Source organism: Pontixanthobacter luteolus (genome assembly GCF_947494915.1).
GTDB classification, from domain to species: domain Bacteria; phylum Pseudomonadota; class Alphaproteobacteria; order Sphingomonadales; family Sphingomonadaceae; genus Pontixanthobacter; species Pontixanthobacter luteolus.
Window position 1 is genome coordinate 46,576 of the sequence record NZ_CANLWR010000002.1, and the last position, 24,201, is coordinate 70,776.

A 24,201-nucleotide genomic window follows, 5' to 3' on the forward strand; every position below is an offset into this window, starting at 1 on the left:
CCTCGTCCCACCGCTGATAATGCACGGATGGGCAGCATGGTTCCTGAACTGCAATGTTGACTTCGGTTCAGATAGGACAAGTTCGAGCGCGAACGCAGGCTCACATCCGGTGCGGCAAGTCGGCGATTTGGGAAATTTGCCTGGCAGGGGCACAGAGACTCGAACTCTGGACCTTCGGTTTTGGAGACCGACGCTCTACCAACTGAGCTACGCCCCTCCAGGCAGCAGCGCCTCTAATGCGATGCCGCGCCCTTGGCAAGCGGGCACAGCGTATCCCGGCGAAGTTTTGGCACCTTTCATCATGGCCGCAGGATGACTAGGTTGGCGGTGATGCACGCACCCATTCCGCCGTTGATACCATCCGACATGCTCCTGCTTGCTTATCGCAGTGGCATATTCCCCATGGCCGACAGCCGCGACGATCCGGAGATTTTCTGGGTCGAACCAAAAGAGCGTGCAATTTTTCCGCTCGGCGAATTCCGGATGGGCCGATCATTGGGGAAAGTGGTCAAAAAAGACCGCTTCACGGTGACTTGCGATCAGGCGTTTTCGGATGTGGTTGATGCCTGCGCGGCGCCGCGTCCAGGCCACCCAGAAAGCTGGATCAGCCGCCGGATTGCAGCAAGCTATGCCGCGCTGCACGATCTGGGCCATGCGCATTCGATCGAATGTTGGGACGGCGGCAAACTTGTCGGCGGTCTTTACGGAGTGTCATTCGACCGCGTGTTTTGCGGCGAAAGCATGTTCAGCCTGGCGGACAACGCATCGAAAGTGGCGCTTGTCTGGCTAGTCGCATTGTTGCGCGAGGCCGGATACGAGGTTCTGGACTGCCAGTTCATGACCGATCATCTTGCTTCGCTGGGTGCAGTCGAGCTCGAGCAGGATGACTATGTTAAAATGGTCGAAGGGGCGAAAGGCCCCGCCCGGATGACCTTGGCGGAAGCTTATTCTTCGCTAGTCGGGGATTCAGCCGGTTCAGGCGCAGGAGCCGCGGCGGCCGCAGGCGAAGCCGGTGCGCTGCCTTCCCCCGGAAAACTCATCGCGCAATCCTTGACCCAGACATCGTAGATCGGATGTTCGACCACGTTGACCGATGGGGCATTCTTGAACAGCCAGCCTGAGAAAATCCGGTTCCACGAATCGTCGTCTGTCTTCGAGCGGACCAGCACCTGAACAAAGGCACCGGTTTCACGCTGCAATTCCCACGGAGCGGTGCGCTCACACGCTGAAAGCTGGACAATGATGTCCCCGACCCGGCGCGATTCGCCTGGCGACATCTCCAGATCCTGAGACAAATTGTTGCGTTTGTTCAGCAGCCCGATGGTGGCGACGCGATCGGCCATCGGCGTGCCGATACCGGCCTCGCCCGCAGGCTGCGCAGGAACCAGATCCGCTTCCTGCAGATCTTCGGGAATTTCAGTTTCGACTGCTTCGGGCTTGGTCGGGCCGCTTTGCCCGCACGATGTCAGCAGCAGAGCGCAGCCGATTGCGGCCGGTCCCGCCGCAGCGGTGCGAAAGGCCCTGCGCATGATCAGCTATCCGGCGTCCAGGCTTCGTAATCACCAGAAGCACTGGCACGTTGCCCGCCGCGCTCCAGCGCGCCAGCAGGGCGATAAGCCTGAGCCGTTCCGGTGACATTCGGCGTGTAGTCCACTTCCCAGATCTTTGCCGGAGGCAGGAAGCTTTCAGGAACGTCGCCGAACGACCCGTGCAGCCAGCCGTGCCATTCGGACGGAACCCGGCTCGAATCATTTGCGCCGTTATAGATTACCCAGCGGCGTTCCCGCTGACCGTCTTTCTGTTTCTTCGATCGGTAATATTTGTTGCCCTGAGCGTCAGTTCCGACCTGTTCGAAGCCGCGCGCGGTGGCCAGCATCGTGCCGATCGTGGCACCATCCCACCAGGTGAAGATTTTTCCAAGAAAGCTCATGGCGCGCGCCTAGCCGATTACGCCGCGCTGGCCAAGCGGGAATGGTACCACAACCATCTCGTTATTGATCCCGCCAATCAACAGCGTCCCCCGGGCCGATCCCCAGTTCTTCCGCGCGGCCGCCGGGGATCTCCAGAACCAGCGATGTCTGACCTGCCGCGCTGACCGATTCGAGCGAATACGGCACCGTGTTAGCCGCGATATTCATGATTTTCCCGTCCACACCGACGAAAATAATATCCAGAGGAAGCGGCGTATTGCGCATCCAGAAGCTGGCGATGTCAGGTGGATTGCGAGGAAAGATCATCCCTTCGTTCGGGCCCAGCTCCGTCCGGAACATCAGACCCTGCGCCTGTTCTGCCGATGTCCGCGCAACTTCGACGCTGAAATGGAACGTCTCCCCGTCGGATTTCACGGCAAGCGGAACCACTTCGAGGCCCGACACAGGATGCACAGATGGCGCTTCCGCCGCGACCGGCTCTGCCGCCTCTTGCGGCGCGCAGGCGGCAAGCAAAATGGCGCTGCACATCATGATGTTTCTGGAAATCATCGCTTAATCCTTAACCGTCTGGCCGTCGCTAGGGGCCTGGGCCATGTTCGTCGCGGGCTTCTTCAGCCCATTCCTCAGCCGCATTTTCATCCGGTGCATCCATTACAGCACGCACACAATCAAAGCCATGCCCTGCGCGCAGCAACGCGGCGATCTGTTTCTCGCGCCGGTCCTTTTCCAAATCTCCTTGGAAAAACGGCCCGAAACGGCGTTTGCGAGCCATTGCCAGAACTGCCTGGCGGCGCGCCGCCTCGTCCGGGGCAACGTCGCTGCGGATGCCCTCGCCGACTCCCGCGGCATACAGAGCCTGATTGACGCGGCGCGACCCGTAACCTCGGCCCAAAAGGCTGCTGGCCTTCGATTTGGCATAAAGCGCATCGTCGATATAACCGAGTTCGACATAGCGAGATGACAAGGCCGAAAGGTCCGGCCAATCCTCTTCATCCCAGCCGCGTTCGCGCAATTTTCGCTGCAAATACGCTTCCAGCTTCGCCTGAGTGGTGGAAAATCGTGCCACATATGCGAGCGCCAATTCCTGCAAACGCGCAGAATCGAGCGGTTTTGGCTGCTTTTTGTGCCGTTTCTGGGGGTAGTCGCGTTCGCTCATTGGCCATATTCGTGCCACAGTCTATCTGAAATGGGAAAGGTTACAGCATTGCGACAGGATCAATCGTATAGCTGGGACTGCTTGGAAGCGCCGATAGGCGCGCAATTGACGGGTTTTTGCATATTCTATGACCGATGCTGCATCGACGCCAACGGCCTTGATTCCAACGCCGAATGACTGCCCCTTGCCCCGGCGCAGGTCGAATTTTTCGACTTTCACCGACGCGGTCGATTATGCCGCCCAGAGCGAAAAGGGCCTGAACTTTCACGATATGCGCGGCAATTTGCAGCGTGTGTACACTTATGTCGAAATGCGCGAGGATTCGCTGGCAATGGCGCGGCGCTTTGCAGCGTCCGGCATCGGCAAGGGCGACCGCGTCGCCTTGATCGCGGAAACCTGCGCAGAATTTGCCGCCCTGTTCTGCGGCGCTGTCTATGCAGGCGCGTGGCCTGTCCCCCTGCCCCTGCCGACAGGTTTTGGCGGCAAGGAAGGCTATATTGACCAACTGGCGGTACAGCTCGATAGTTCCGATCCAAAGATGCTGATTTACCCGGCTGAAATTGCGGAAATGGGCGCAGCTGCTGCGGCCCGGCAGGGCTGCGAGGGGATTGACTGGGAAAGCTTCGCCACCCGCGAAGCGCCCGATTGCGAGCTGACCCCGCCGGAACCCGACGATATTTGCTATCTGCAATATTCCAGCGGCTCGACCCGCTTCCCGACCGGCGTTGCCGTTACCCACCGTGCTTTGCTCGACAACTTGGCCGGTCACGCCATTTCCATGGATATCGGGACCAATGACCGCGTCGTCAGCTGGCTCCCGTGGTATCACGATATGGGACTGGTCGGCTGCTTCCTGTCGCTGATCGCGAATCAGGTGTCCGTCGATTACCTGAAAACCGAACATTTCGCCCGCCGCCCGCTGGCCTGGCTGGACCTGATCAGCCGCAATCAGGGCACCACCCTCAGCTATTCACCGACATTCGGCTACGACATCTGTGCCCGGCGCATTTCCAGCCAGAGCCATGTTGCCGACAGGTTCGACCTGTCTCGCTGGCGTACGGCCGGTAACGGAGCCGACATGATCCGGCCCGATGTGATGCAGAATTTCGTGAATGCCTTTTCCGAGGCTGGGTTCAGGGCCAACGCCTTTACCCCCAGCTACGGCCTGGCGGAGGCGACTCTGGCAGTTACCGTCATGCCCCCGCGCGAGGGAATTCGCGTGGAACTGGTTGAGGAAGAGCGTCTGTCAGGCACACGCGGCGACCTTTCGCGCCCGGCCCGCTACCGCGCGATCGTCAATTGCGGCAAACCAATCCCCGGAATGGAAGTCGAAATTCGCGGTGAAGGCGGCGCAGCCAAAGATGATCACCAGATCGGCAAGGTCTGGTGCCGCGGAACCAGCGTCATGCATTCCTATTTCCGTAACGAGGAAGCGACCAGCGAATGTCTGGTCGATGGCTGGCTCGACACCGGCGACATGGGTTATATGGCAGACGGTTATCTGTTCATCGTCGGCCGTGCGAAAGACATGATCATCATCAACGGCAAGAACCATTGGCCGCAGGATATCGAATGGGCGGTCGAACAATTGCCCGGCTTCAACCACGGCGATGTAGCAGCATTTTCGATGGAGACATCCGGCGGCGAGGAAGCGCCCGCCGTGCTGGTCCATTGCCGGGTGTCCGATCCGGAAGAACGCAGCAAGCTGCACGAACAGATCCGCGACAAGGTCCGCTCGATCACCGGCATGAACTGTGTTGTGGAACTGGTGCCCCCGCGCACTCTTCCTCGCACCAGTTCGGGCAAGCTTTCACGGGCGAAGGCGAAGCGGCTGTACCTGAACGGCGAAATTCAGCCGTTCGAAATCCTCGAAGCTGCTTGAAACTGCTTAGCCGATCCGCCCCCAGCGGGCGGTGACGCCGCCATTGGCAGAATCCGAACTATCGACTTCGATATTTTTGGCACCCAATTCGACTAGCAACTGCCTGGCGCGCTCTGCATTTTCCGGCGATCCGCTAAGGTTGATCGGCGCGCCCACGCGCTGCGAAGCCCATGCGATCAGTTCCAGAGCGGCGAGCCCGGCCTCCGTCGGTTCGCCTTCTTCGAAAGATACGCTGGGCAGTGCGCGTGTTGGCGGGACCAGTTCGACCTTCCATTCCGGTTCGGTCGCGGAAATACGGCGCTCCAGTTCTGCATAGGCAGACAGCGTTGCGCCCTCCAGCTCGGTCGATTTGACCAGCGCGCGGCGGCGCTGCCGGTCGACAATGACATCTTCCATGCTGACGCCTGCCACCAGGGCCAGCCGTTTTGCCAGATCGTCTGCCCGCTCTGCTGCCGCAGCTTCTGCCTGCACGCGTGCCGCGCTCAGCTGCGCCTGTTCTGCGGCGGAAGAGCTGGTACCTACTTGGTACTGCGTGATCACCAGATTGACCGGCCTGCGCAGCTGCCGCGCCAGCGCACGGGCACCATCCGCCTCGGCATCGGGCTGCAGGGCGGGCGTCATGACAGTCGCATCGATAGTAATCGGGTCCGCATCCCAGTTGATCTGAACGTCTGACAGCCGCGACCGGTCACCGAACTGGTCCAGCAATTCGCCGCGCACCTGCCGTGCGGCGTTTGCCTCCCACGCGATCTGGCGCAGCGAATAGGCAAGCGGCACCGCCAGTGCCACGAAGACGACAACGATAACAATGTTCTGCAGCTGGGTTTGCCGATCGGACAGTGCAGTGCGAAAACCGTAGAGCCGCGCCATCAGCGCCGCCGTGAGGGCGATCGTCATCAGGTTGGTAATATATAGCAGCAGCGCGCCGGAAAAGACGGTCCAGTTCCACGTGGCCAATCCGTATCCGACCACCGCCAGCGGCGGCATCAAGGCGGTCGCGATCGCCACGCCGACAATCGTACCCTCGCGCCCGCGGATCATGGCATAGGCACCGGCCAGCGCGGAAAACAGCGCCACCAGCAGATCGAACAGGTTGGGCCGTGTGCGCGAAGCGATTTCGGAAGTCAGTTCCTGAAGCGGGGACAGAAACACCACCGTCGCACACAGGCCGACGGCCATCAGCGTGCCCCAAGCCAGCGAACGGGCCGACTTGCGCAGCCATTGGTAATCGCCAATCGCCAATGCAAATCCCAGCCCCATGATCGGGTCCATCAGGGGGGACAGCAGCATGGCGCCGATTACGACCGCAGGCGATGACAGCAGCAGGCCAAGTATCGCAATTCCGCCCGACATCGCTGTCATGAACAGATAGCGCGCGGACATTTCCCCTTCGACGCGGCGCTTGTCGATCACCGCCTGCTGGTCGACTGAGCCGATGACCGATTCCCGCCACCATTGACGAAAACCGAATACAGCGCGTGCGAAAGCTAGATCGTTGCGTTCGACAGGTTCCTGGCTTGCCAAATGTATTTCCTCAACTGGTAATTCGCGGTCCTTATACCGCACCGGATGGCAACGAAAGCATAGACGTGCACGGCGCAATATTGCACAAATCTTGAACTTCGTGTCTTATGCCCTTAATACAGTAGTGAAACAGGAAATCCGCCGGCCTTGCCCGGCACAGTACAGGAGCCGGCCCCCAGCCATGAGTTCGACCGAGACAAAGACCGCAACCCAGAACAGCACTGGCCTCGATCTCGAGCTCACTGCACCCGATCCGGTGCCCGAGGTAAAGCCGGCCAACGCGGCCGGGCTGGTGCCGGTGTCCGAAGAAGTGCAGTCCAAACTTGCGACCAAGGTCGAATCCTTCGTCATGGACTTGGTAAACCAGGACGCTAACTCCCCTGAATTCGGCAAGAAGGTCGATCAGCTGACCAATATGGGCCGCAAGGAAATCATGGCCGCCGCGCAGATGTCCAATCGCTTTCTGGACCGCCCTATCCGCGCGATGGACAAGGACGAAGGCGTCGGTGCCAATTTGCAGGAATTGCGCAATGTGGTTGAGGATCTCGACCCCGGCAAACGCGGCAAGCTGACCGGCACACGCAAAATTTTCGGCATCATCCCGTTCGGCAACAAGCTGACCAATTATTTCCGCAGCTATCAGAGCGCGCAGACCCACATTCAGGAAATTCTGTCCAAGCTGTCGAACGGCAAGGACGAACTGCTGATGGATAACGCCGCGATCGATGTCGAACGGCAGAAGCTGTGGGAAGCGATGGGCGATCTGGAACAGATGATCCATATCTCCAAAACGCTGGACGAGCGACTGGAAGAGAAAGCAGCCGAGCTGGACGCAACCGATCCGGCGAAGGCGAAGGCCGTGCGCGAAACCGCGCTATTCTATGTCCGCCAGCGGACGCAGGACCTGCTGACCCAAATGGCCGTGAGCGTTCAGGGCTATCTTGCGCTGGATCTGGTGAAGAAGAACAATGTCGAGCTGGTCAAAGGTGTCGACCGTGCCAGTACCACGACAGTCGGCGCGCTGCGCACTGCCGTGACGGTGTCGGAAGCGATGACCAACCAGCGCCTCGTGCTGGGCCAGATCACCGCGCTCAACGAAACGACCGCCGGTATCATCGACAGCACCTCTACCCTACTGCGCGACCAGACTGGCAAGATCCACGAACAGGCAGCGGCCAGCACAATCCCGCTGGAAACGCTGCAACGCGCATTTCAGAACATCTACGACACGATGGATGAAGTGGACCAGTTCAAGGTACGCGCACTCGATTCCATGAAGCAGACAGTGAACGTGCTCTCCAACGAGGTCGAGAAGTCGAAAGGCTACATCGCCCGAGCCGAAGGACAGAACCAGGCGTCCAGCAAGGTCGCAGAATCCAACCTTCTCACCGTTGAAGACTGATGAACGATCTTACAAACCAGAGCGACGATATCGTGCGCGCTGCTGGACAATCCCTGTCACAACAGCGCGCTGGTGGAGTTCATCGCCGCGCCAGTTCGATCGGTCGAGGTTCAGCCAAGCTCAAGCTGGGTCACTGGATGAAAAAGGCGCGAAATATCGTGCTTGCTGTTGGCGCACTATGGGTCGCGGGTCTCACGATTGGCGCGGTGATAGGCGGCATCGGATTTGCGGGCGTCATGGCTCTCGGTATTGGAACAGTCGTCGCTCTGGCTATTCTCGGTAAATATCCAAAAATGAAGGTGCCTGAGCGGGCAGACCTGAACACCGAAAACGTACGCGAGCTCGTTGCAAAGACAGAACTGTGGCTTGAAATGCAGCGATCGAGGCTGCCCGTTCCGATCGCCAAGAGCCTGACTATCATCGGCAGCCAACTGGACGAGTTGCAACCCCAGCTCGAAGAGACTGATCAGAAGCACCCTACCGCAACGGAAATTCGAAAACTTGTCGGCACAGACCTCCCTGACATGATCGAGGGCTTTCTGAAAATTCCTGAAAGTCTTCGGTATGAAGAGCGCAACGGCACCACACCGGTAAGCACTCTCGAGAACGGCCTCGACGTCATTGGCCGAGAGATTGACTCGATCAACCGTCAGCTTGCCCAAGGGTCAATCGACAATCTCGCAATCCGCCACCGCTATCTGGATTACAAATATAGCGATGGATTGGATGAAGGCGGCGGAGTGCCGTTGCCAGATTTTGAACAAAACAAAACGAAAGTTATCTGATGCGGGTTGCAATTCCACACGAATTACCGCGCGAAGAAGTGCGCAAGCGGCTGCGGGAGCGCAGCCACGAAATTGCGGACCATATCCCTGGCGGGGTGGCTGACGTCACCACTGACTGGGCCAGCGAAGACCGGATGAACATCAGTGTCAGCGCCATGGGGCAAGACCTGCGCGGCGCGGTCGATATTGAAGATGGCCAGCTCGTCTTCGTCATCGACCTGCCGATGGCGCTAAGCTTTTTCGAACCGATCATTTCCGGCGCGATCAAGCAACAGGGCCAGAAAATGTTGGCCCCGCCCGCCGGTTCCGACGCCTAGATTTTGCGGTCCAGCTCCAGATAGGTCTGCGGTATTCGCAAGGATGCCGATGCTTCGCGCGTTTCCAGCATGAAGATGATCAGTCCGATCAGCAGGAAAGCAATTGCAAGGATGAAGGTGCCAGCTGCAATCTGATCCAGATCGGCACCGGTCAGCCCATTCAGAAACAGGATCACGACCGTCGATCCAATCGTCAGCGCGCTCAGCACCAGCATCAGGATAGCGCGGCCAACCAACTCGATACGCTTCGCCGTGGAGCGTATCTCGAACACGATCATGTCATGTTCCGCCCCGGTCGTCTCGCCATGCTGCTGCTTTAGCAGACGCGAGCGGTCAACCACCCTGCCCAGCCTGGTGGTAAGGAAGTTTAGAATGCTGGATATCGCGACCAGCACGAAGACCGGCGTCAGCGAGACCTGAATGGTTTCTGCAATCATGATTGCCGGGAGATAGGGTCAGCCAACCGGCTGTGCAATCAGCGTGGCTCCCTGATCGGCAAACAATGCATCGGAAATCGTATGCAGCACCCCGCACTCGCCTGCGCCAATCCGGGTATTTCCAATCAGCACGTCGCCAATCAGCGGCATGGCCATGACCGGACCGGGAAACCGCAGCGCCAGATCGGGAGCAGGCCTGCCAACCAGGTAGTCCAGTCTGAAATGGGGGCCCTCAACCAGGCTCGCCGACTTGTCGAAGTCGATTGTCCGGCGGAAGCGAGGTTCATGCGGTTCGCCATTTGCAACCGCCAGTGCCTCCTCGAGGTGAAGTTGCCGCGGGCGGCCATAGTCGAACAGGCGATATGTCACATCGCTGTTCTGCTGTATCTCGACCAGGCTGATGCCCGGACCGATGGCGTGGACGGTCCCCGCTGGAAGGTAGAAAAAATCACCGCGCTGCGCCGGATACCATTCAAGCAGGTCCTCGATCGACCCGTCCACGGCAGCCGCGCGCATTTGATCCCTGCTCAACGACTGTTTAAATCCGATCGCGAGCCGTGCATCGGCTTCTGCATCAAGCACGAGCCAGCATTCTTCCTTGCCGCGCTGTCCATCCGGCGCGTCATGATCCGAAGGATGCACCTGGACCGACAATTTCTCGCTGGTGAAGAGGTATTTTGCCAGTAGCCTGTCAAAACCGGGCTGGGGTTCGAACCAGATTTCGCCAATCTGCTTCCCGTCGGGGCCGGCAAACGGCGATGGCAGCGTACTGCGCCCCCACACTTTTTCGACCAAACGGGTCGGCAAGACTGGCTGAATACTCACTGCGAAGCTGCCCCGCCCAACTTACCCACCAATTGCGCGCCGTCTGCGGTGGTAATCAGAACCTCGTCGCCGTCGACCACAACGATCAGATCCTTGATACCGATCGCCGAAACCCGCGGACCGTCAGTCTGGATCAGGGTGTTTTCACAATCGACAAGTTCGGTCCGGCCGGAAGCCGAATTACCTGCCTCATCCTTTTCACGCGCATCGTGCAGCGCCTGCCAATTGCCGATATCGGACCAGCCCATGGAAGCCGGCACCATGGCTGCCTTGTCGGTTTTTTCCATCACTGCATAATCGACGGAGATGCCTTCGATGGCGGCGAATTCCTCCGCTTGCGGGCGGAAATGCAGGCCCTCAGCGGTGCCAGCAGCGACCGCAGCGCGGAGATGCCCGACCATTTGCGGGTGGAATTTTTCCAGTTCTTCGAGGAAAACTCCCGCCTGGTAACAGAAGATACCGCCATTCCAGCTGAATCCGCCTTCATCGAGGAAGCGCCTCGCATCTGGCAGGTCCGGCTTTTCGACAAATCGTTCAACGGAATAGCCGCCGCCGATTTGTTCGCCCTGCAGGATATAACCATATCCGGTTTCAGGATGGGTCGCCTCGATACCGAACGCGACGAGCCAATTCTGGTCCGCGAGAGAAGCGGCCATTTCCGCAGCCGCAACGAAGGCAGCGGCATCTTTGATATGGTGGTCGCTGGGGCAAACCAGCATCACAGCATCGGCAGGAAGGCGCATTGCCGCCAGCGCGATCGCGGGGGCCGTGTTGCGCGCGGAAGGTTCGACAATGATCTCTATATTCGCCCGGTCACCGATCTGCTCTTCTATCAGTTCGATATGGGCTTCACCGGCGACGATCACTGGCGGAGCGAACATCTGCCCGTTTGTGCAGCGTTCCAGCGTTTGTTCGAACAGGCTGTGCGAACCCACCAGCGGCAGGAACGGTTTGGGCCGGTCCCGGCGGCTCAGCGGCCAAAGCCGCGTTCCGCTTCCTCCACACAGGATGACCGGGTGAATCATCGCTTACACAAATCCTTTCCAAACTTCATGGCAGCGCCATAGCGGCGACGCCTTGCGATCAGGTTACCAAGTGCAAATCTCCATCATCATCTAGAACCAGCGCTGGCGCCAGAAAAACGGGGCAGCCACCGGGTTGCCGTTACGGTCCATCGCCGGTTTGAAGCGCAGCCGATCTTCCACGAGGCGGCATGTTATCTGGTCCGCCTGACTGTCGGGGCTTGCGCGGTAGACAGTGCAATTCCGGGCCCTGCCATCCTTGCCTACGACCACCCGCACTATCACTTCGTTCCCTATCCGCGCCTTCCTGCCCCCTTCTGGAACCGGGTAATCGCGAGCGTTGTCGATGGCGCCAGATATGTGAACAGGTTTGGTAACCGCGACCCCGCCCATGCCGCCTCCGGCCAGGCCGCTGCCAGTGCCCGTACCTTCACCAGCTGCGCCGGTTCCTTCGCCCTCATCCTTCGCACCTGAGGTGTTGGCTGCACCGGTGGAAGAAGCCTTGGGCATGGGTTGATCACGCTCGATTGGCACTTTCGGTGCTGTGTCCGGTTTGGGTGTGGCTTTTTTGCCTGCGCTGCCGGCGGCCCCTTCGTCCGGTACGGGCTCGTTTTCTTCAGGCGGAGGATCGCGGGTAGTCACCGTGACAGTGAAGGCAGCAACCACGCTCTGTTCAACCGTCTGGGTCATGTCCGGGGCAAACGCACGTGCAAGTCCGTAGATCGCAAGCAAATGCAGGAGCACGATTACCAGCAGCGTGGCTGGTTTTGGCCGCCTGCTCGTGGTCGAAAATTTCCCGCCTTCAGTCATTTAACTCCATCCGTACAATCCACTAGCAGGCGCTTGACGGTTTTCACTCAGCTACGCCGCTAGGGCACCACCCACCACGTTAGGAGGGTGTGAACGTGTCTGACATGCAGTCAATACCGGAAAATCGAGCAAGATCCCAAATTGCCGACGCATTCCTGATCCCGCTTGCCGGCGCGATACTGTTCGGTTTGCTCGCGTATTTCAGCATCGAGCTTTCCCGCGGGGATGGCCGGATCGCTGCAGTGTGGGTGCCGAACGGGGTTGCAGTGGCCTATCTGATGCGCGTCCGCGTACGGTACGAGGCCGTCTTTCTCGCCGCGCTTTACTGCGGGAATGTCTCAGCCAATCTGGCAGTGGGTGATAGCGCGATCCAGGCCGCGTCCCTGTCGCTTTGCAACACTGTGGAAATCGTCCTCGCGGCTATTCTGGTGCGCAGGTTTTGCGGCCGCAAACCGGACATGGTGCGGGTTTCGCACCTTATGATTTTCGTCGCATCTGCCGGGATTGCGGCACCGATCGCGTCCGCCTGCCTGGCAGTAGTGGTGATCGACATGAGTTCAGGAGCGCTGCTGGAGACCTGGCTCAAGTGGGCGACAACCGACGCGCTGGGGATGATCCTTGTCGCCCCGACCCTCATGATTATCGTGGGTGCGGCCGAACATCCGCGCTGGCCTGAACCGTCTGAAGTCGCTGAATGGAGCCTGCTGACCATTGCCGGGACCATTACGACCTATCTTGTTTTCAGGCAGACAGAATTCCCCCTGCTGTTTCTGGTCGCGCCGGTCGTCGTCAGCCACGCTTTCCGTCTGGGCAGTCTGGGCACCGCGTTCTCGATCATCAAAGTGGCCGTAGTCGCCACCATCATGACCACGAGGGGCCACGGCCCGATAAACCTGATTGAACATTCCCAGACGGCGGAACTGCTGGTCCTCCAGACCTTCCTTGCATCCGCGTTTGTGATGGGCCTGCCCGTGGCAGCGGTACTGAATGGAGAACGGCGCGCCGTTCGCAAGCTCGCGAGGCGGCAATCGCATCTCAAGCTTCTGACCGACAATATCACCGATGCAATCGTGCGGTACGACATCAATGGAATCTGCACCTACTGCTCCCCCTCGGTTGAGAGCGTGCTCGGCGCAAACCCCAAGGAATTCCTCGGCAAGCGGGCCTCGGAAAGAATGCATCCGGAAGCGAAGAAAGCCATCTCGCAGGCCGAAGCCCGCCTGTTGAGCGGGGAAAGCACCAGCGAACGCTTCACATACCGGCGATATCTCGACGATGATCAGGGCCGGCCCGTGTTTATCGAAGCTGACGCGGCGATTGCGATCGGCTCTTCGACCAAGAAACCCGAGGGGATCATCGTTTCCGCCCGCGATGTGACGCACCGGGTCACGCTTGAGCATCAATTGAAGAGAGCACGAAAACACGCGGAAAACACAGCGGTCTCCAAATCACAATTTCTGGCAAACATGAGCCATGAGATCCGCACCCCCATGAACGGCGTTCTGGGCTTTGTGGATCTGCTGCTGCGCGCCGACTTGCCGAAAGAACAGCAGCGTCATGCCGAACTGATCAAGGAATCGGGCGACAGTATGATGGCATTGCTCAACGATATTCTGGACATATCCAAAATTGATGCCGGCGAAGTCATGATCAACCATCAACCGGTCGATGTTGGCCACGTGGTAAAGAACTGCCTGAAACTGCATTCCGCGAATGCCGAAAGCAAAGGCATCACCCTGACCAGCGATTTGCCCGGCGATTTCCCTCAAGCCGTAGATTGCGATCCGTTGAGGCTGCGGCAGATAATTCTGAACCTGCTGGGCAATTCGATCAAATTCACCGAGAGCGGGACAATCTGTGTCCAGGTGTCACGCGCGGGCGGCGAGTTCACCGTCGCTGTCGAAGACACCGGGATCGGCATCGCACCAAACAGGTTGCACGCAATATTCAACCCGTTCGAACAGGCAGATAATGCCACGTCACGCCGTTATGGCGGCACTGGCCTTGGCCTGTCGATCAGCCGCAAGCTCGCCACTTTGCTGGGCGGCACGCTGTCGGCCACGAGCGAATTCGGGACTGGATCGCGGTTCACCCTCACGCTGCCGCTGGTCCAGAGCAAGCTGGTGGCGAAACAGGCCGAGCGGTGCGACACCGCCGATCTTCGCTGTCAAACTATCGCGAGGTCCCGCATCTTGCTCGCCGAAGACCATGACATCAACCGCATCCTGGTGACGACCATGCTCGAACAATGCGGGCAGAGCGTCGAAACGGCTGTGGACGGGCAGGAAGCAGTCAGCTCCATCATGGCGGCGAAGGCAGACGGCGCGCCATTCGATCTGGTGCTTATGGATGTGCAAATGCCCGAGGTGGATGGATATCTGGCGACGCAAACCGTCCGCAATCTCGGTGTCACTCCCGAAGAACTTCCAATCATCGCGCTTACCGCCAACGCTTTTGAGGAGGATATCAGCGCGGCTATCTCAGCGGGTATGCAAGCCCATCTTGCCAAGCCGCTTCAGTACGAAAAGCTGGTTACGATGCTGCAGCAATGGCTGCCGGCAATATCGGATATGCCGGAAACCGGCGCGCGGCTGGCCTCGCCAGATGCTGGCGCAGCGAAGGCGGCAGCGGCAAGTGAGGCTACAGCCACCACGCCGGATTCAAATGTTTCGATCGCTGATCGCTGGAAACTCCGCCGACAGGAAGCGCTGGACGCCGTGTCGGAGGCTTTGCGCGCTGGCGCGTTCGACGGCCAGGCTTCGGAGGACCTTGCGCGCACCTGTCACAAGCTAGCCGGGACTGCCGGAATGTTCGGAGAGGATGAGCTTGGAAAGCGAGCTAGCGCGCTGGAGCATGCGCTGAAGTCCGCTGATCAGGCCGCTGAACGTTCAAGGCTGGCCGAGGACTTGCTCAGAGCCGCGTGAGGCCGTTCCGTCATCATCGCCGGAACAAGCCACAAAAACAAACGGCGGCCCCCGAAGGGACCGCCGCAAGTTTTAGTCGACTGGAAGTGAACTTAGTAGCCGAAGATCAGCGAAAGGCTTGCCGCACGCGGCGCACCGATCTGCGCAAATCCGAAGCCATCAAGCGAACCACCGAAGAAGCCGATGTAATATTCGTCGAAGATGTTGGTCATGTTGAGCTGGACAGCAACGTCACCGCCGGTTGGCGACTGAGCGATTGTCCAACGAGCGTCCATGTCGACCAGGGTGTAGCCCGGTGCACGGTCAGCGTTGATGTCATTGATCCAACGCTTGCCGGTGTGCTTGACCTGCGCGCCCAGTTCGAACGAACCGAAAGCGACCTGCCCGCGTGCACCAACCGAGAAGTTTGGTGCGCCCGATTCAGTCTTGCCACCGGTCGGCAGGAACGAAGTGATACCGTCCTGCACGTCATCCTTGATTTCCGATTCGTTGATCGAACCGAAGACATAAAGAAGCGTGTTGGAAGTCGGGCGGTAAGCGATCGAGCCGTCAATGCCCCACTTGTCTACGCGGCCGAGGTTACGGAATACGGTAGCGCCTTCGCCGTCATTCGCATCAGGATCGAATGCCGATGCAAGACGATCATTGTAGCGAGTGAACCAAGCAGCTGCCTGCGCAGTGATACGGCCCTGGTTGAAGCGAACACCAAGATCAAAGCTGTCGGTTGTTTCAGGAACCGGACGAGCAAAGTCGGTGTCAGCCAGATAGAGCGAGTCATACAGCGGGTCGGTGCCCGGGACCGACAGGCCCTTCGCGTAGTTTGCGAAAGCCGAGAAGCCGTTGTCGAAGTCGTAAGTGAAACCGACGTTCGGGAGCAGCTTGTCATACTTGTACTTGCGCGACTGCGGAGCAGCATAGTCCGGGTTTGCCGCAATGTACTGGGTCAGGTCCTGGCCCGGGTTCGGACAGTCCACGAAACCGTTGATCGAAGTGGTGAAGCAGTTCTGGTTCAGTTCACGTGTGAAGAACGGTGCACGAAGGCCGAGAACCGCATTCAAACCACCGAACTGACCACGATACTCAGCCGAAACCTGGTGCAGGATCGCAAGCGACAGACGGTCACGCTTGTTAACTTCCAGTCCGTTCACGTCCAGCAGCGGATTGTCGATGGCGAAAACGTTGCTGATTTCACCGTCAGGCAACATGTTCGTGATCTGGCCGGTCTGACGGTGACGTGCACGATCCCATGTGTACGCAATGCGGACACGCTGATCATCGTTGATGTCATAGATCAGGTTGGCAACAACGCCGTAGCGGTTGGTTTGCGTCTGGCTCGGATCGTTACCGGCAACTTCGTCGTCGAGGTCGCCGTCATTGTTGAGATCGCGGCCGAAGTAGTAACCACCGTTGAACGCACCAGTCAGCTGCGAAGTGGTTCCACGCGGGTTGAAGAAGCCTTCACGCAGATCGTCCGGTCCGCCGCCATTTGCTTTGACGTACTGGAAGCTCGGATCGACAGTCAGTGTCAGCGAGTCCGAAATGGTGAAACGCGATGCGCCGCGAATGTTACCGGTGTCGGATGGGTTGTAACGGCGGAAGAATGCCGAACCACAGCCACCACGATCGCTATAGTCGACCGATGCGCCCGGGCTACCCGAACCGCCGATGACGGTGCGCGGATCAACGATACACGGATACTCTTCGGTTTCCGCATAGATGCTGAAGCGATCTTTCTTCGTGAAATCGCCATCGTAGTAACCCAGCAGGTCAGAAAGCCGTTCCGAACCAGCGAAGTTGTTGCGGTTCTTGTTGAAGTGTCCCGAAACCGCGATGAAATCGCCGTTCGAACCGAGGTCCTGCCAAATACGGCCATTGAACTGAGTCTTATCGACTTGGCCATACGGGTTGTACGGAACGCCGTAGCGGGTCGTGCTGACGGAGACGAAAGCCTTGGTGCCAGCACCGGTGATGTCACCGGTATCGATCATGCCGAATGCGCGCGAGTATAGAGTGTCCGATGCGCCGGAGGCGAATACGTCGCCAACGCTGATTGTCGCGGTGAGGCCGAAGACATCGCCAGGCTCACGTGTACGGATGTTAATGGTGCCGCCAGCTGCCGATGCGGTTGGGCTGTCGACGTCGGTGGTGCCGAGGTTCACGTTGACTTGCGACAGCACTTCGGAATCGACCTGCTGGTTGGTGTACAGCGCATAGTTACCGGAATCGTTCAGCGGCAGACCATCAAGTGTCTGCGACACGCGATCCGCGCCGAAACCACGAATGGTGAAACCACCACCCGACGAACCCCAAGGGTCATTGTTCTGGAAGCTGACACCCGGGACCAGGTTAACGATGTCGTTAACGGTCTGACCGGGGCGCTGGCGACGGATCACTTCTTCACCGAGAACCTGCTTGGCTTTCGTTGTTTCAGGAATCTCGACGCCGCCAACACCGCTGTCGCGGCTGCCGGTTACGATGATTTCAGATTCTTCAAAATCGACCGAACCGGTCGACTGCGCTGATGCAGGCGCCGCGAACATTGCCGAAGCGGTGATGCTGACAGCGCTGGCAGTCAGGAGATATTTAAGTTTCATGAACGACAGTCCTTGCGTGACGAACGGGAGTTGGTTCGAAAAATTATTATGCTCCGTCTCAGGAGCGATGAGCGCCCGATAGGTGCGATAGGTGACGCGCAAAAGGAGTTTTTGTGACCATATGATGACCATTGGCCGGAAACTTATTCACAACCATGTCAGTTAGGCAAAATCAGTGCAATTACAGTGACCTATCAATGTTGCTGCAATGCAACACGATTTTACAAAGTTGCACAGCGGCATCGCAGGGCGCGATTCCGGTGATGGTCAGGCAAGGTTAATCTCGCGGAGTCGCTGCAACAGATAGTCATGGCTGGAGATCGGCTCGGGTGAATTTTCGTCCGCGCACGAAGGTAGCGTCTCGATCATATAGTCAGGCCTGAAGTGCAGGAAAAACGGCATGGAATAGCGCGCCCGATAGGCTGCCTCGCCGCTCGGGTTGACGACCCGGTGCGTGGTCGAACGCAGCCGTCCATTGGTAAGCCGGTCGAGCATGTCGCCAATGTTCACCACCAATGCGCCTTCCGGCGGATCGATGGCCAGCCATTCGCCGTCAGCCTTCAACAGCTCAAGGCCAGCTTCCTCAGCGCCGAGCAGCAGCGTGATCGTGTTGATATCGCCATGAGCGGCCGCGCGGATTGCGCCCTCTGCCTCCGCCCCCTCCAGCGGGGGATAGCGCAGCAGGCGCATTACGGAATTTCCGTCCTTTACCGTCGGAACAAAAAAGTCTTCCTCAAGCCCCAGATGAATTGCGATTGCGCGCAGGACCTTGTCGCCGGCTTCTTCGAATGCGGCGTACAATTGCTCGAACGTTTCACGAAATCCGTCTACTTCTGCAGGCCAGATATTGGGCGCCATATATTCAGCAAGCTCGTGCCCTTCGGGCAGGTCACGCCCGACGTGCCAGAACTCTTTCAGGTCATGGACCTTGGCATCTTTCGCCTTTTCCGTGCCGAAAGGGGTGTAACCACGGGCACCGCCCCCGCCTTCCAGAATGTAGGCGCGCTTCACCTCTTCAGGCAGCGCAAAGAAAGCTTTCGACTTTTCCTCGGCGCGCTCGATCAATTCCCTGAGGATGCCATGGTCGCGGATCACCGCGAAACCATATTCGGCAAAACTGCGGCCAAGTTCATCCGCCACTTCGTTCAACGGGCGGGCAATCGATACGGATGCAATGTCAGTCATGAGAGCTTCTTTAATAGGGAAGGAACAGCCCCGCCAGCGCTGCACTCATCAAATTGGCGAGCGAACCTGCGGCCAGAGCGCGCAGGCCCAGCTTGGCAATGACAGGCCGCTGGTTCGGGGCGAGGCCGCCTGTAACGGCCATCTGGATAGCAATCGAGGAAAAATTGGCAAATCCGCACAAGGCAAACGTTACAATTGCCCGGCTGCGTTCCGTCAGCGCGTCAGTACCGATCTGGCCAAGTTCGATGAAGGCGACAAATTCGTTGAGGACAATCTTGGTGCCGAACAGCCCCCCTGCGGTCTGTGCCTGGCTCCAGTCACTGATGCCGAGCAGGAACATGATCGGTGCGAACACCCAGCCCAATATCTGCTGGAAGGACAGGTCGGGATAGCCAAGCAGCCCTCCGACCGATCCGAGCAAACCGTTAGCCAGTGCAACCAGCGCGACAAATGCCAGCACCATCGCGCCCACCGCAACCGCCAGCTTCACGCCGGTTTGCGCGCCCTGCGCGGCCGCCTCGATCACGTTGGCCGGCTGCTGCCCTTCTTCGAAGGTTTCAGCAATCTCCACCTCATGAGCCTTACCGCCCTCGGTCAAGGCAGCCGGGCCTTCAGAGCTGATCCTGCTTTTGGGCAAGGCAATATCGCCGACGATGTCCGAATGATCCGCATCATCGGGCATGATGATTTTCGCCATCAGAATGCCGCCCGGCGCGGACATGAATGCCGCTGCCAGCAGGAATGGCAGGTATTCACTGCCGAGCAGCCCAGCATAGGCGGCGAGAATTGTACCGGCCACACCCGCCATGCCGACGCTCATCAGAGTGAACAGCCGCGACGGGGAAAGCGAGGCGAGATAGGGCCTGACAACCAGCGGACTTTCCGACTGGCCCACAAAAATATTGGCCGCAGCGCCCAGCGCCTCGACCTTGCTGACGCCTGTGACCCAGCCAATCGCACCGCCGACCCAGCGTACGACGCGCTGCATGATGCCAAGGTAGTATAGGATTGAAACCAGCGATGCGAAGAACACGATCACCGGCAATGCGCCCAGCGCAAAGGTGTTTTTGAGCGGATTGTCGGCCCCGAACAGGAAAGCCGTGCCGGCATCGGCATAGGATAGCAGCGCAGCCACTCCGTCTGACATCCCCTGGATCGCGGCCCTGCCCCATGGCGTGCGCAAAACCAGAAATGCGAGCACCGCCTGCAGCGCGAAAGCAGAGGCAACGATCCGCAAATTGATCCGCGTCTTGCCGACGGAAAGGATAAACGCGATGAGCAAAATCGCAGCAATGCCGAGCAGGCTGGCCAAAATCGGGTGCATGATATCTTTCGGTTCCGAGTCTAGAAGCTGCCGCCTTCGCCTTTTGCGGGCGATCAGTCAAACGCTCTACCCACAGAGACTGTGCGGTGGGCGGCTTCCCTTTTTGCACGCGAGCCAATAGTCAGCTGGAATGACAACCGACAATCAGCCTGCCACCATTACCCGATCCCTGCTGTTCATGCTGCTTCTGTATGGCGGCATGACCGTGGTTGCGGGGGTTCTGGCTTACAAGCAAATCCAGCTGTGGCCGACCAATCTGGCAGTCGAGGCAGGCATCCTCGCATTTCTGATTCTGGTCGTAATTTCCAGCACCATCACGCAGCTGTTCGGGCAAAAATTGGCCAACAAGGTGGTCTGGTGGGGTTTCGTACCGCTCGGGGTTTCCTCAATCCTGATGCAGATCGTTCTGCAATTGCCAGCGTCTGTAGAAATGCTGGAATTCCGGCCTGATGACCTGGTCGCTTTCGAACGTGTCCATCAGCAACTGTGGAGGGTCTGGCTGGCGGGCCCGGCCGCATATCTCGTTTCGCTGCTGCTGAATGTGTGGATTTTCTCGAAGCTTCGGGGAAGCGGCGATCAAGGCACGCTTGGGCTGATGGCCCGCGGGGCAATCGCTTCTGCGCTCAGTCAGGCAATCGATTCGGTGATCTTCATCACCCTTGCATTCTACGGCGTGTTTGAAATCAAGGAGCTGCTGATTGGCCAGATGCTGGCCAAGATCGTGCTTTCCTTTGTGCTGGTGCCATTCCTTATTACGGGCTTCATCCAATTGGCCCGGTGGCTGGACCGTAAACCGCTTTAGCCAATCCGCAAAACCGCCACTCCCGCGGCGGGAAGCAAGCGGTCACCCAGCACCATTTGCCCCTGCACCGCCTCTGGCAATGCTTGCGGTTCAGCGCGGTAATTGAACAGGAAGCTTAGCTTTCCTGCCTTGCGAAGCCGCATACCTTCCGGAAGCGGCACAGCGGCAAGGCCGGCATCGTGCGCAGCGCGGGCAGCGATTACGGCCATCACCTCGCCTTCGGGCCAGGTCGCGCAGTAACGCATATTCGCGGACTTCCAGCACGCAACCATCCCGTCATCGCTGACAAGTTCCCGTTCGGCATCGCTTTCCAAATGGTCCAGCCAGCGCGTGATTGCCCAGCCATCGCCCTGATGCGTGACCCCGGCACGCAGCGATTCGCTGCGGCTGACCTGCGCAGGGAAAATCGCCTGAAGCGGCCCCGGCGCGAGGTTGTCAGGGATGGAGAATTCAGCGGTCTTGCTTCCGCTGCGCGGCCCGATGATGATCTGGCCTGAAAAAGATGCAAGCTGCTCTGCCAGACCGTCCGCCACGATTGGCAGGCATGGCAGAACGACCATCGCATACCCGTTCAGGTCAGTGCCGGGGGCGACGATATCGACATTCAGGCCCAGCTTTCGCAGCTCCGAATAGGCAGTGAAATTGGCCCATAGCGCCGACAGGTCTTCCCCCTGCGATTGGGTGGCTGTGACCCATTCGGCTTCGTAGCTGAAGATAATCGCCGCTTCCTTGGCTGGCTCACCATTTGCCGGTCCGCCCGCTTCCAGAATAGCCGCGATATCGGCCGATGCCTTTGCGGCTTCGCCCAGTCCCGGCGCAGCCTTTCCATCCGGGCGCAGCAACCCTGCGTGCATCTGTTCCTGCGCGAAGGGAGCCTGCCGCCAGCGGAAATAGCTGACCAGTTCAGCCCCGTGCGCCATTGCCTCCAGCGTCCACAATCTGACCATTCCCGGCAGCGGTGCGGGATTGTTGCGCGCCCAGTTGACCGGCCCCGGTTGCTGTTCGATCACGCCCCACCGGCCATCGGCGGCGCAGCCGCGATACAGGTCATGGTGGAAGGCAGCGATGTCAGGATGGCCTTGCCTCACATAATCCCGTTTGTCGGCATCGCTGAAACGGAACATTTCCAGGAAACCGAGCGGGTAGCTGTCCCACATCACGCAATCGAGCTGGCGGCCCAGATCGTGGTGATCGTAGTCGGTATAGAAACCCATCGCGTTGTGCATGACATCACGGCCCGGCGAAAGCTGGCGAAGGATGTCGACCTGCGCGCTGTCAAATGCGACGACCTGATCGGAAGAAAACCGCCGGAATGCCAGCCAATGTGCAGGGTTTGCTTCGGTAACTGTCAGATTGGGCAGATCGACCTCGTCGAAACTGCGATATTCCATGCTCCAGAACACATTACCCCATGCACTGTTCAGAGCATCAATCGTTTTGTAACGATCGGACAGCCAATCGCGGAACGCCAGCCGCGCCGCATCGGAATAGCTGATTACGGTATCGTGGCAGCCGTATTCGTTGTCGGTCTGCCACATGACAACCGCCGGATGATTGCCGTATCGCTCCGCATAGGCGCGAGTGATCCGCCCCGCCTGTTCGCGGTAGCCGGGATGGCTGAAACAATAATGCCTGCGCGATCCGAAATCGCGCTTGCGGCCCTGCTCGTCCACCGCCACCATATCGGGCATCTGGTCAACCAGCCATTTGGGCGGCGTCGCAGTTGGCGTACCCAGGATCACGCCTAATCCGGCGTCATGCAAAACTTCGATAGCTTTATCGAGCCAGCCCCAGTCGAAGCGCCCCGGCTCAGGCTCTACCCTGCTCCATGCAAACTCGCCGATCCTTACGCGGGTAATTCCGGTGTCTGCCATATGACGGGCGTCAGCGGCCCAGTTCGCCTGCGGCCAGTGTTCCGGATAGTAACAAACCCCAAGCCGCATATGCGCACCCTCCCGATCCTGCTTCCCACAGCAGAACCGCCCAGCCTGCGCAATGCCCTGCTATAGTTGAGGCTAAAGTTGAGAAACTGGCGGCAAAAGATTCTCTGGGAAAGCGAAGCCTTGCGCAACCGGGCCAAACAGGCAATCGAGTATGGAATAGAGGGAGGCACTTTTGGACAACGAAACTTTTTCCATTCTGCTCGACACGGTTGCGCGGTTTGTCGATGAACGGCTGATTCCCAACGAAGACCGGGTTGAGGAAGAAGATGCGGTGCCTGAGGAAATCCTCGACGAGATGCGCGAAATGGGTCTGTTCGGCCTGACAATACCAGAAGAGTATGGCGGACTGGGTCTTTCCGCGAGCGAGGAAGCGCGGGTCATTTTCGAAATGGGCCGCACATCCTTCGCCTATCGATCGGCGATCGGCACCACTGTCGGGATCGGCAGTCAGGGCATCGTGATGGACGGGACCGAAGAACAGAAGCGCGAATGGCTGCCCAGGCTTGCCGCCGGAATGATGGCCAGCTTTGCACTCACCGAACCGGATGCCGGCTCCGATGCTGCATCGCTCAAGACCAGCGCTGATCTGGAAGGCGACGGTTACCGGATCAACGGAACGAAGCGCTACATCACCAACGCACCGCGCGCGGGAATGCTGACCGTAATGGCCCGAACCGACAGGAACGAGCCGGGGGCCAGGGGCATCTCGGCCTTCATCGTTCCTGCAGATGCGAAGGGGGTCAGTTTCGGCAAGCCCGACAAAAAGATGGGCCAGAAAGGCACTGTAACCAGCGACGTCATTTTCGATGATGTCGAAGTACCGGCGGCAAACATAATCGGCGGTGAGCCGGGCCGCGGGTTCAAGACTGCCATGAAAGTGCTCGATCGCGGCCGTGTTCATCTCTCCGCCCTCGCCAGCGGCATGTGCCACAGACTGGTTCAGGAAAGCGTGCAATACGCGGTGCAGCGCAAACAGTTTGGCCAGCAGATCGCAGCCTTCCAGCTGGTTCAGGGATTGATTGCCGATAGTCAGACCGATGCGTACGCCTGCTGGTGCCTGACACAGGATGTCGCCAGGCGATTTGATGAAGGGCAACGCATCAGCCGTGATGTGGCGTCGGCGAAATACTTCACCAGCGAAGCACTTGGCAGGTGCGCCGACCGCGCTGTGCAGGTGCATGGCGGCGCAGGATACATGGCTGAATACAAGGTTGAGCGCTTCTACCGCGATGTGCGCCTGATGCGAATTTACGAGGGAACCAGCCAGATCCAGCAGACAATCATCGCCAAGGCATTGCTGCGCGAAGCCGGCATGAAGATTTGACACGGCAGGGCGGA

General features: G+C 59.0%; 20 protein-coding genes, 1 tRNA gene and 1 pseudogene. 8 read left to right on the top strand and 14 right to left on the bottom strand.

Annotated features, from left to right (window positions below):
- Nucleotides 1-141 precede the first annotated feature (141 nt).
- A tRNA-Trp gene (locus tag PO778_RS09105) sits at nucleotides 142-217 on the bottom strand.
- Between the two features lie 113 nt (nucleotides 218-330).
- Here PO778_RS09105 and aat point away from each other — a divergent pair.
- The gene (gene aat / locus PO778_RS09110) at nucleotides 331-1,068 is read left to right on the top strand and encodes a leucyl/phenylalanyl-tRNA--protein transferase (protein WP_271439397.1); all 738 of its coding nucleotides are present in this window, start codon (nucleotides 331-333) and stop codon (nucleotides 1,066-1,068) included.
- A 35-nt stretch (nucleotides 1,069-1,103) separates the two neighbouring features.
- Here aat and PO778_RS13655 read toward each other — a convergent pair.
- From PO778_RS13655 to PO778_RS09130, 4 genes and pseudogenes are all read right to left on the bottom strand, one after another.
- Nucleotides 1,104-1,529 (bottom strand): annotated as a pseudogene (locus PO778_RS13655) (DUF2155 domain-containing protein); the annotation flags it as partial.
- A gap of 2 nt (nucleotides 1,530-1,531) precedes the next feature.
- Nucleotides 1,532-1,930 carry an NADH:ubiquinone oxidoreductase subunit NDUFA12 gene (locus tag PO778_RS09120; RefSeq protein ID WP_160731592.1) on the bottom strand — a complete coding sequence of 133 codons (399 nt, stop codon included), beginning with the start codon at nucleotides 1,928-1,930 and terminating at the stop codon, nucleotides 1,532-1,534.
- A 61-nt stretch (nucleotides 1,931-1,991) separates the two neighbouring features.
- A complete protein-coding gene (locus PO778_RS09125; RefSeq protein ID WP_271439398.1) occupies nucleotides 1,992-2,480 on the bottom strand; it encodes a DUF192 domain-containing protein in 489 nt (162 codons plus the stop codon).
- A gap of 28 nt (nucleotides 2,481-2,508) precedes the next feature.
- A complete protein-coding gene (locus PO778_RS09130; RefSeq protein ID WP_271439399.1) occupies nucleotides 2,509-3,087 on the bottom strand; it encodes a regulatory protein RecX in 579 nt (192 codons plus the stop codon).
- Nucleotides 3,088-3,214: 127 nt separating this feature from the next.
- Between PO778_RS09130 and PO778_RS09135 the strand changes: the two genes are divergently transcribed.
- The gene (locus PO778_RS09135) at nucleotides 3,215-4,969 is read left to right on the top strand and encodes a fatty acyl-AMP ligase (protein ID WP_271439400.1); all 1,755 of its coding nucleotides are present in this window, start codon (nucleotides 3,215-3,217) and stop codon (nucleotides 4,967-4,969) included.
- Nucleotides 4,970-4,975: 6 nt separating this feature from the next.
- On the opposite strand, the gene PO778_RS09140 is transcribed toward PO778_RS09135, so the two are convergent.
- The gene (locus PO778_RS09140) at nucleotides 4,976-6,493 is read right to left on the bottom strand and encodes a DUF389 domain-containing protein (RefSeq protein ID WP_202391713.1); all 1,518 of its coding nucleotides are present in this window, start codon (nucleotides 6,491-6,493) and stop codon (nucleotides 4,976-4,978) included.
- Nucleotides 6,494-6,674: 181 nt separating this feature from the next.
- Here PO778_RS09140 and PO778_RS09145 point away from each other — a divergent pair, with 181 nt between their 5' ends.
- Genes PO778_RS09145 through PO778_RS09155 form a run of 3 tightly spaced genes read left to right on the top strand, consistent with a single transcriptional unit; the run spans nucleotide 6,675 to nucleotide 8,997 of the window.
- Nucleotides 6,675-7,895: a toxic anion resistance protein gene (locus PO778_RS09145; protein ID WP_160731587.1), complete on the top strand. Its 1,221-nt coding sequence runs from the start codon at nucleotides 6,675-6,677 to the stop codon at nucleotides 7,893-7,895.
- Nucleotides 7,895-8,680 (top strand): hypothetical protein, encoded by a 786-nt coding sequence (locus tag PO778_RS09150; protein WP_271439401.1) that lies wholly within the window; start codon nucleotides 7,895-7,897, stop codon nucleotides 8,678-8,680. Before PO778_RS09145 ends, PO778_RS09150 begins: the two co-directional genes overlap by 1 nt.
- Nucleotides 8,680-8,997, top strand: a complete 318-nt coding sequence (locus tag PO778_RS09155; protein WP_160731585.1) for a polyhydroxyalkanoic acid system family protein — start codon at nucleotides 8,680-8,682, stop codon at nucleotides 8,995-8,997. Before PO778_RS09150 ends, PO778_RS09155 begins: the two co-directional genes overlap by 1 nt.
- On the opposite strand, the gene PO778_RS09160 is transcribed toward PO778_RS09155, so the two are convergent.
- The 4 genes from PO778_RS09160 to PO778_RS09175 all read right to left on the bottom strand — a co-directional run bounded on the left by PO778_RS09160 (nucleotide 8,994) and on the right by PO778_RS09175 (nucleotide 12,091).
- On the bottom strand, nucleotides 8,994-9,434 hold the full coding sequence (locus PO778_RS09160) for a DUF2721 domain-containing protein (RefSeq protein ID WP_160731584.1): 441 nt from the start codon (nucleotides 9,432-9,434) through the stop codon (nucleotides 8,994-8,996). The genes PO778_RS09155 and PO778_RS09160 overlap by 4 nt on opposite strands.
- Nucleotides 9,435-9,452: 18 nt before the next feature.
- The gene (locus tag PO778_RS09165) at nucleotides 9,453-10,259 is read right to left on the bottom strand and encodes a class I mannose-6-phosphate isomerase (RefSeq protein WP_333908188.1); all 807 of its coding nucleotides are present in this window, start codon (nucleotides 10,257-10,259) and stop codon (nucleotides 9,453-9,455) included.
- Complete coding sequence (locus tag PO778_RS09170; RefSeq protein WP_271439402.1) at nucleotides 10,256-11,284, bottom strand: mannose-1-phosphate guanylyltransferase; 1,029 nt, start codon at nucleotides 11,282-11,284, stop codon at nucleotides 10,256-10,258. The genes PO778_RS09165 and PO778_RS09170 overlap by 4 nt, the downstream gene beginning before the upstream one ends.
- 90 nt (nucleotides 11,285-11,374) lie before the next feature.
- Nucleotides 11,375-12,091, bottom strand: a complete 717-nt coding sequence (locus PO778_RS09175; RefSeq protein ID WP_271439403.1) for a TonB family protein — start codon at nucleotides 12,089-12,091, stop codon at nucleotides 11,375-11,377.
- Nucleotides 12,092-12,195: 104 nt separating this feature from the next.
- Between PO778_RS09175 and PO778_RS09180 the strand changes: the two genes are divergently transcribed.
- The gene (locus PO778_RS09180; RefSeq protein WP_271440019.1) at nucleotides 12,196-15,015 is read left to right on the top strand and encodes an MASE1 domain-containing protein; all 2,820 of its coding nucleotides are present in this window, start codon (nucleotides 12,196-12,198) and stop codon (nucleotides 15,013-15,015) included.
- A 92-nt stretch (nucleotides 15,016-15,107) separates the two neighbouring features.
- On the opposite strand, the gene PO778_RS09185 is transcribed toward PO778_RS09180, so the two are convergent.
- From PO778_RS09185 to PO778_RS09195, 3 genes are all read right to left on the bottom strand, one after another.
- Entirely contained in the window at nucleotides 15,108-17,609 is a 2,502-nt protein-coding gene (locus PO778_RS09185) for a TonB-dependent receptor (RefSeq protein WP_160731580.1), read from the bottom strand.
- Between the two features lie 267 nt (nucleotides 17,610-17,876).
- Nucleotides 17,877-18,794, bottom strand: a complete 918-nt coding sequence (locus PO778_RS09190; RefSeq protein ID WP_271439404.1) for an isopenicillin N synthase family dioxygenase — start codon at nucleotides 18,792-18,794, stop codon at nucleotides 17,877-17,879.
- Between the two features lie 10 nt (nucleotides 18,795-18,804).
- The gene (locus PO778_RS09195; RefSeq protein ID WP_271439405.1) at nucleotides 18,805-20,118 is read right to left on the bottom strand and encodes a NupC/NupG family nucleoside CNT transporter; all 1,314 of its coding nucleotides are present in this window, start codon (nucleotides 20,116-20,118) and stop codon (nucleotides 18,805-18,807) included.
- A gap of 130 nt (nucleotides 20,119-20,248) precedes the next feature.
- Between PO778_RS09195 and PO778_RS09200 the strand changes: the two genes are divergently transcribed.
- Nucleotides 20,249-20,920 (top strand): queuosine precursor transporter, encoded by a 672-nt coding sequence (locus PO778_RS09200; protein ID WP_160731577.1) that lies wholly within the window; start codon nucleotides 20,249-20,251, stop codon nucleotides 20,918-20,920.
- Here PO778_RS09200 and PO778_RS09205 read toward each other — a convergent pair.
- Nucleotides 20,917-22,863 (bottom strand): beta-galactosidase, encoded by a 1,947-nt coding sequence (locus tag PO778_RS09205; RefSeq protein ID WP_271439406.1) that lies wholly within the window; start codon nucleotides 22,861-22,863, stop codon nucleotides 20,917-20,919. The two genes, PO778_RS09200 and PO778_RS09205, sit on opposite strands and share 4 nt — an antisense overlap.
- Nucleotides 22,864-23,035: 172 nt before the next feature.
- Between PO778_RS09205 and PO778_RS09210 the strand changes: the two genes are divergently transcribed.
- Nucleotides 23,036-24,187 carry an acyl-CoA dehydrogenase family protein gene (locus tag PO778_RS09210; protein ID WP_271439407.1) on the top strand — a complete coding sequence of 384 codons (1,152 nt, stop codon included), beginning with the start codon at nucleotides 23,036-23,038 and terminating at the stop codon, nucleotides 24,185-24,187.
- The last annotated feature ends 14 nt before the right edge of the window (nucleotides 24,188-24,201 follow it).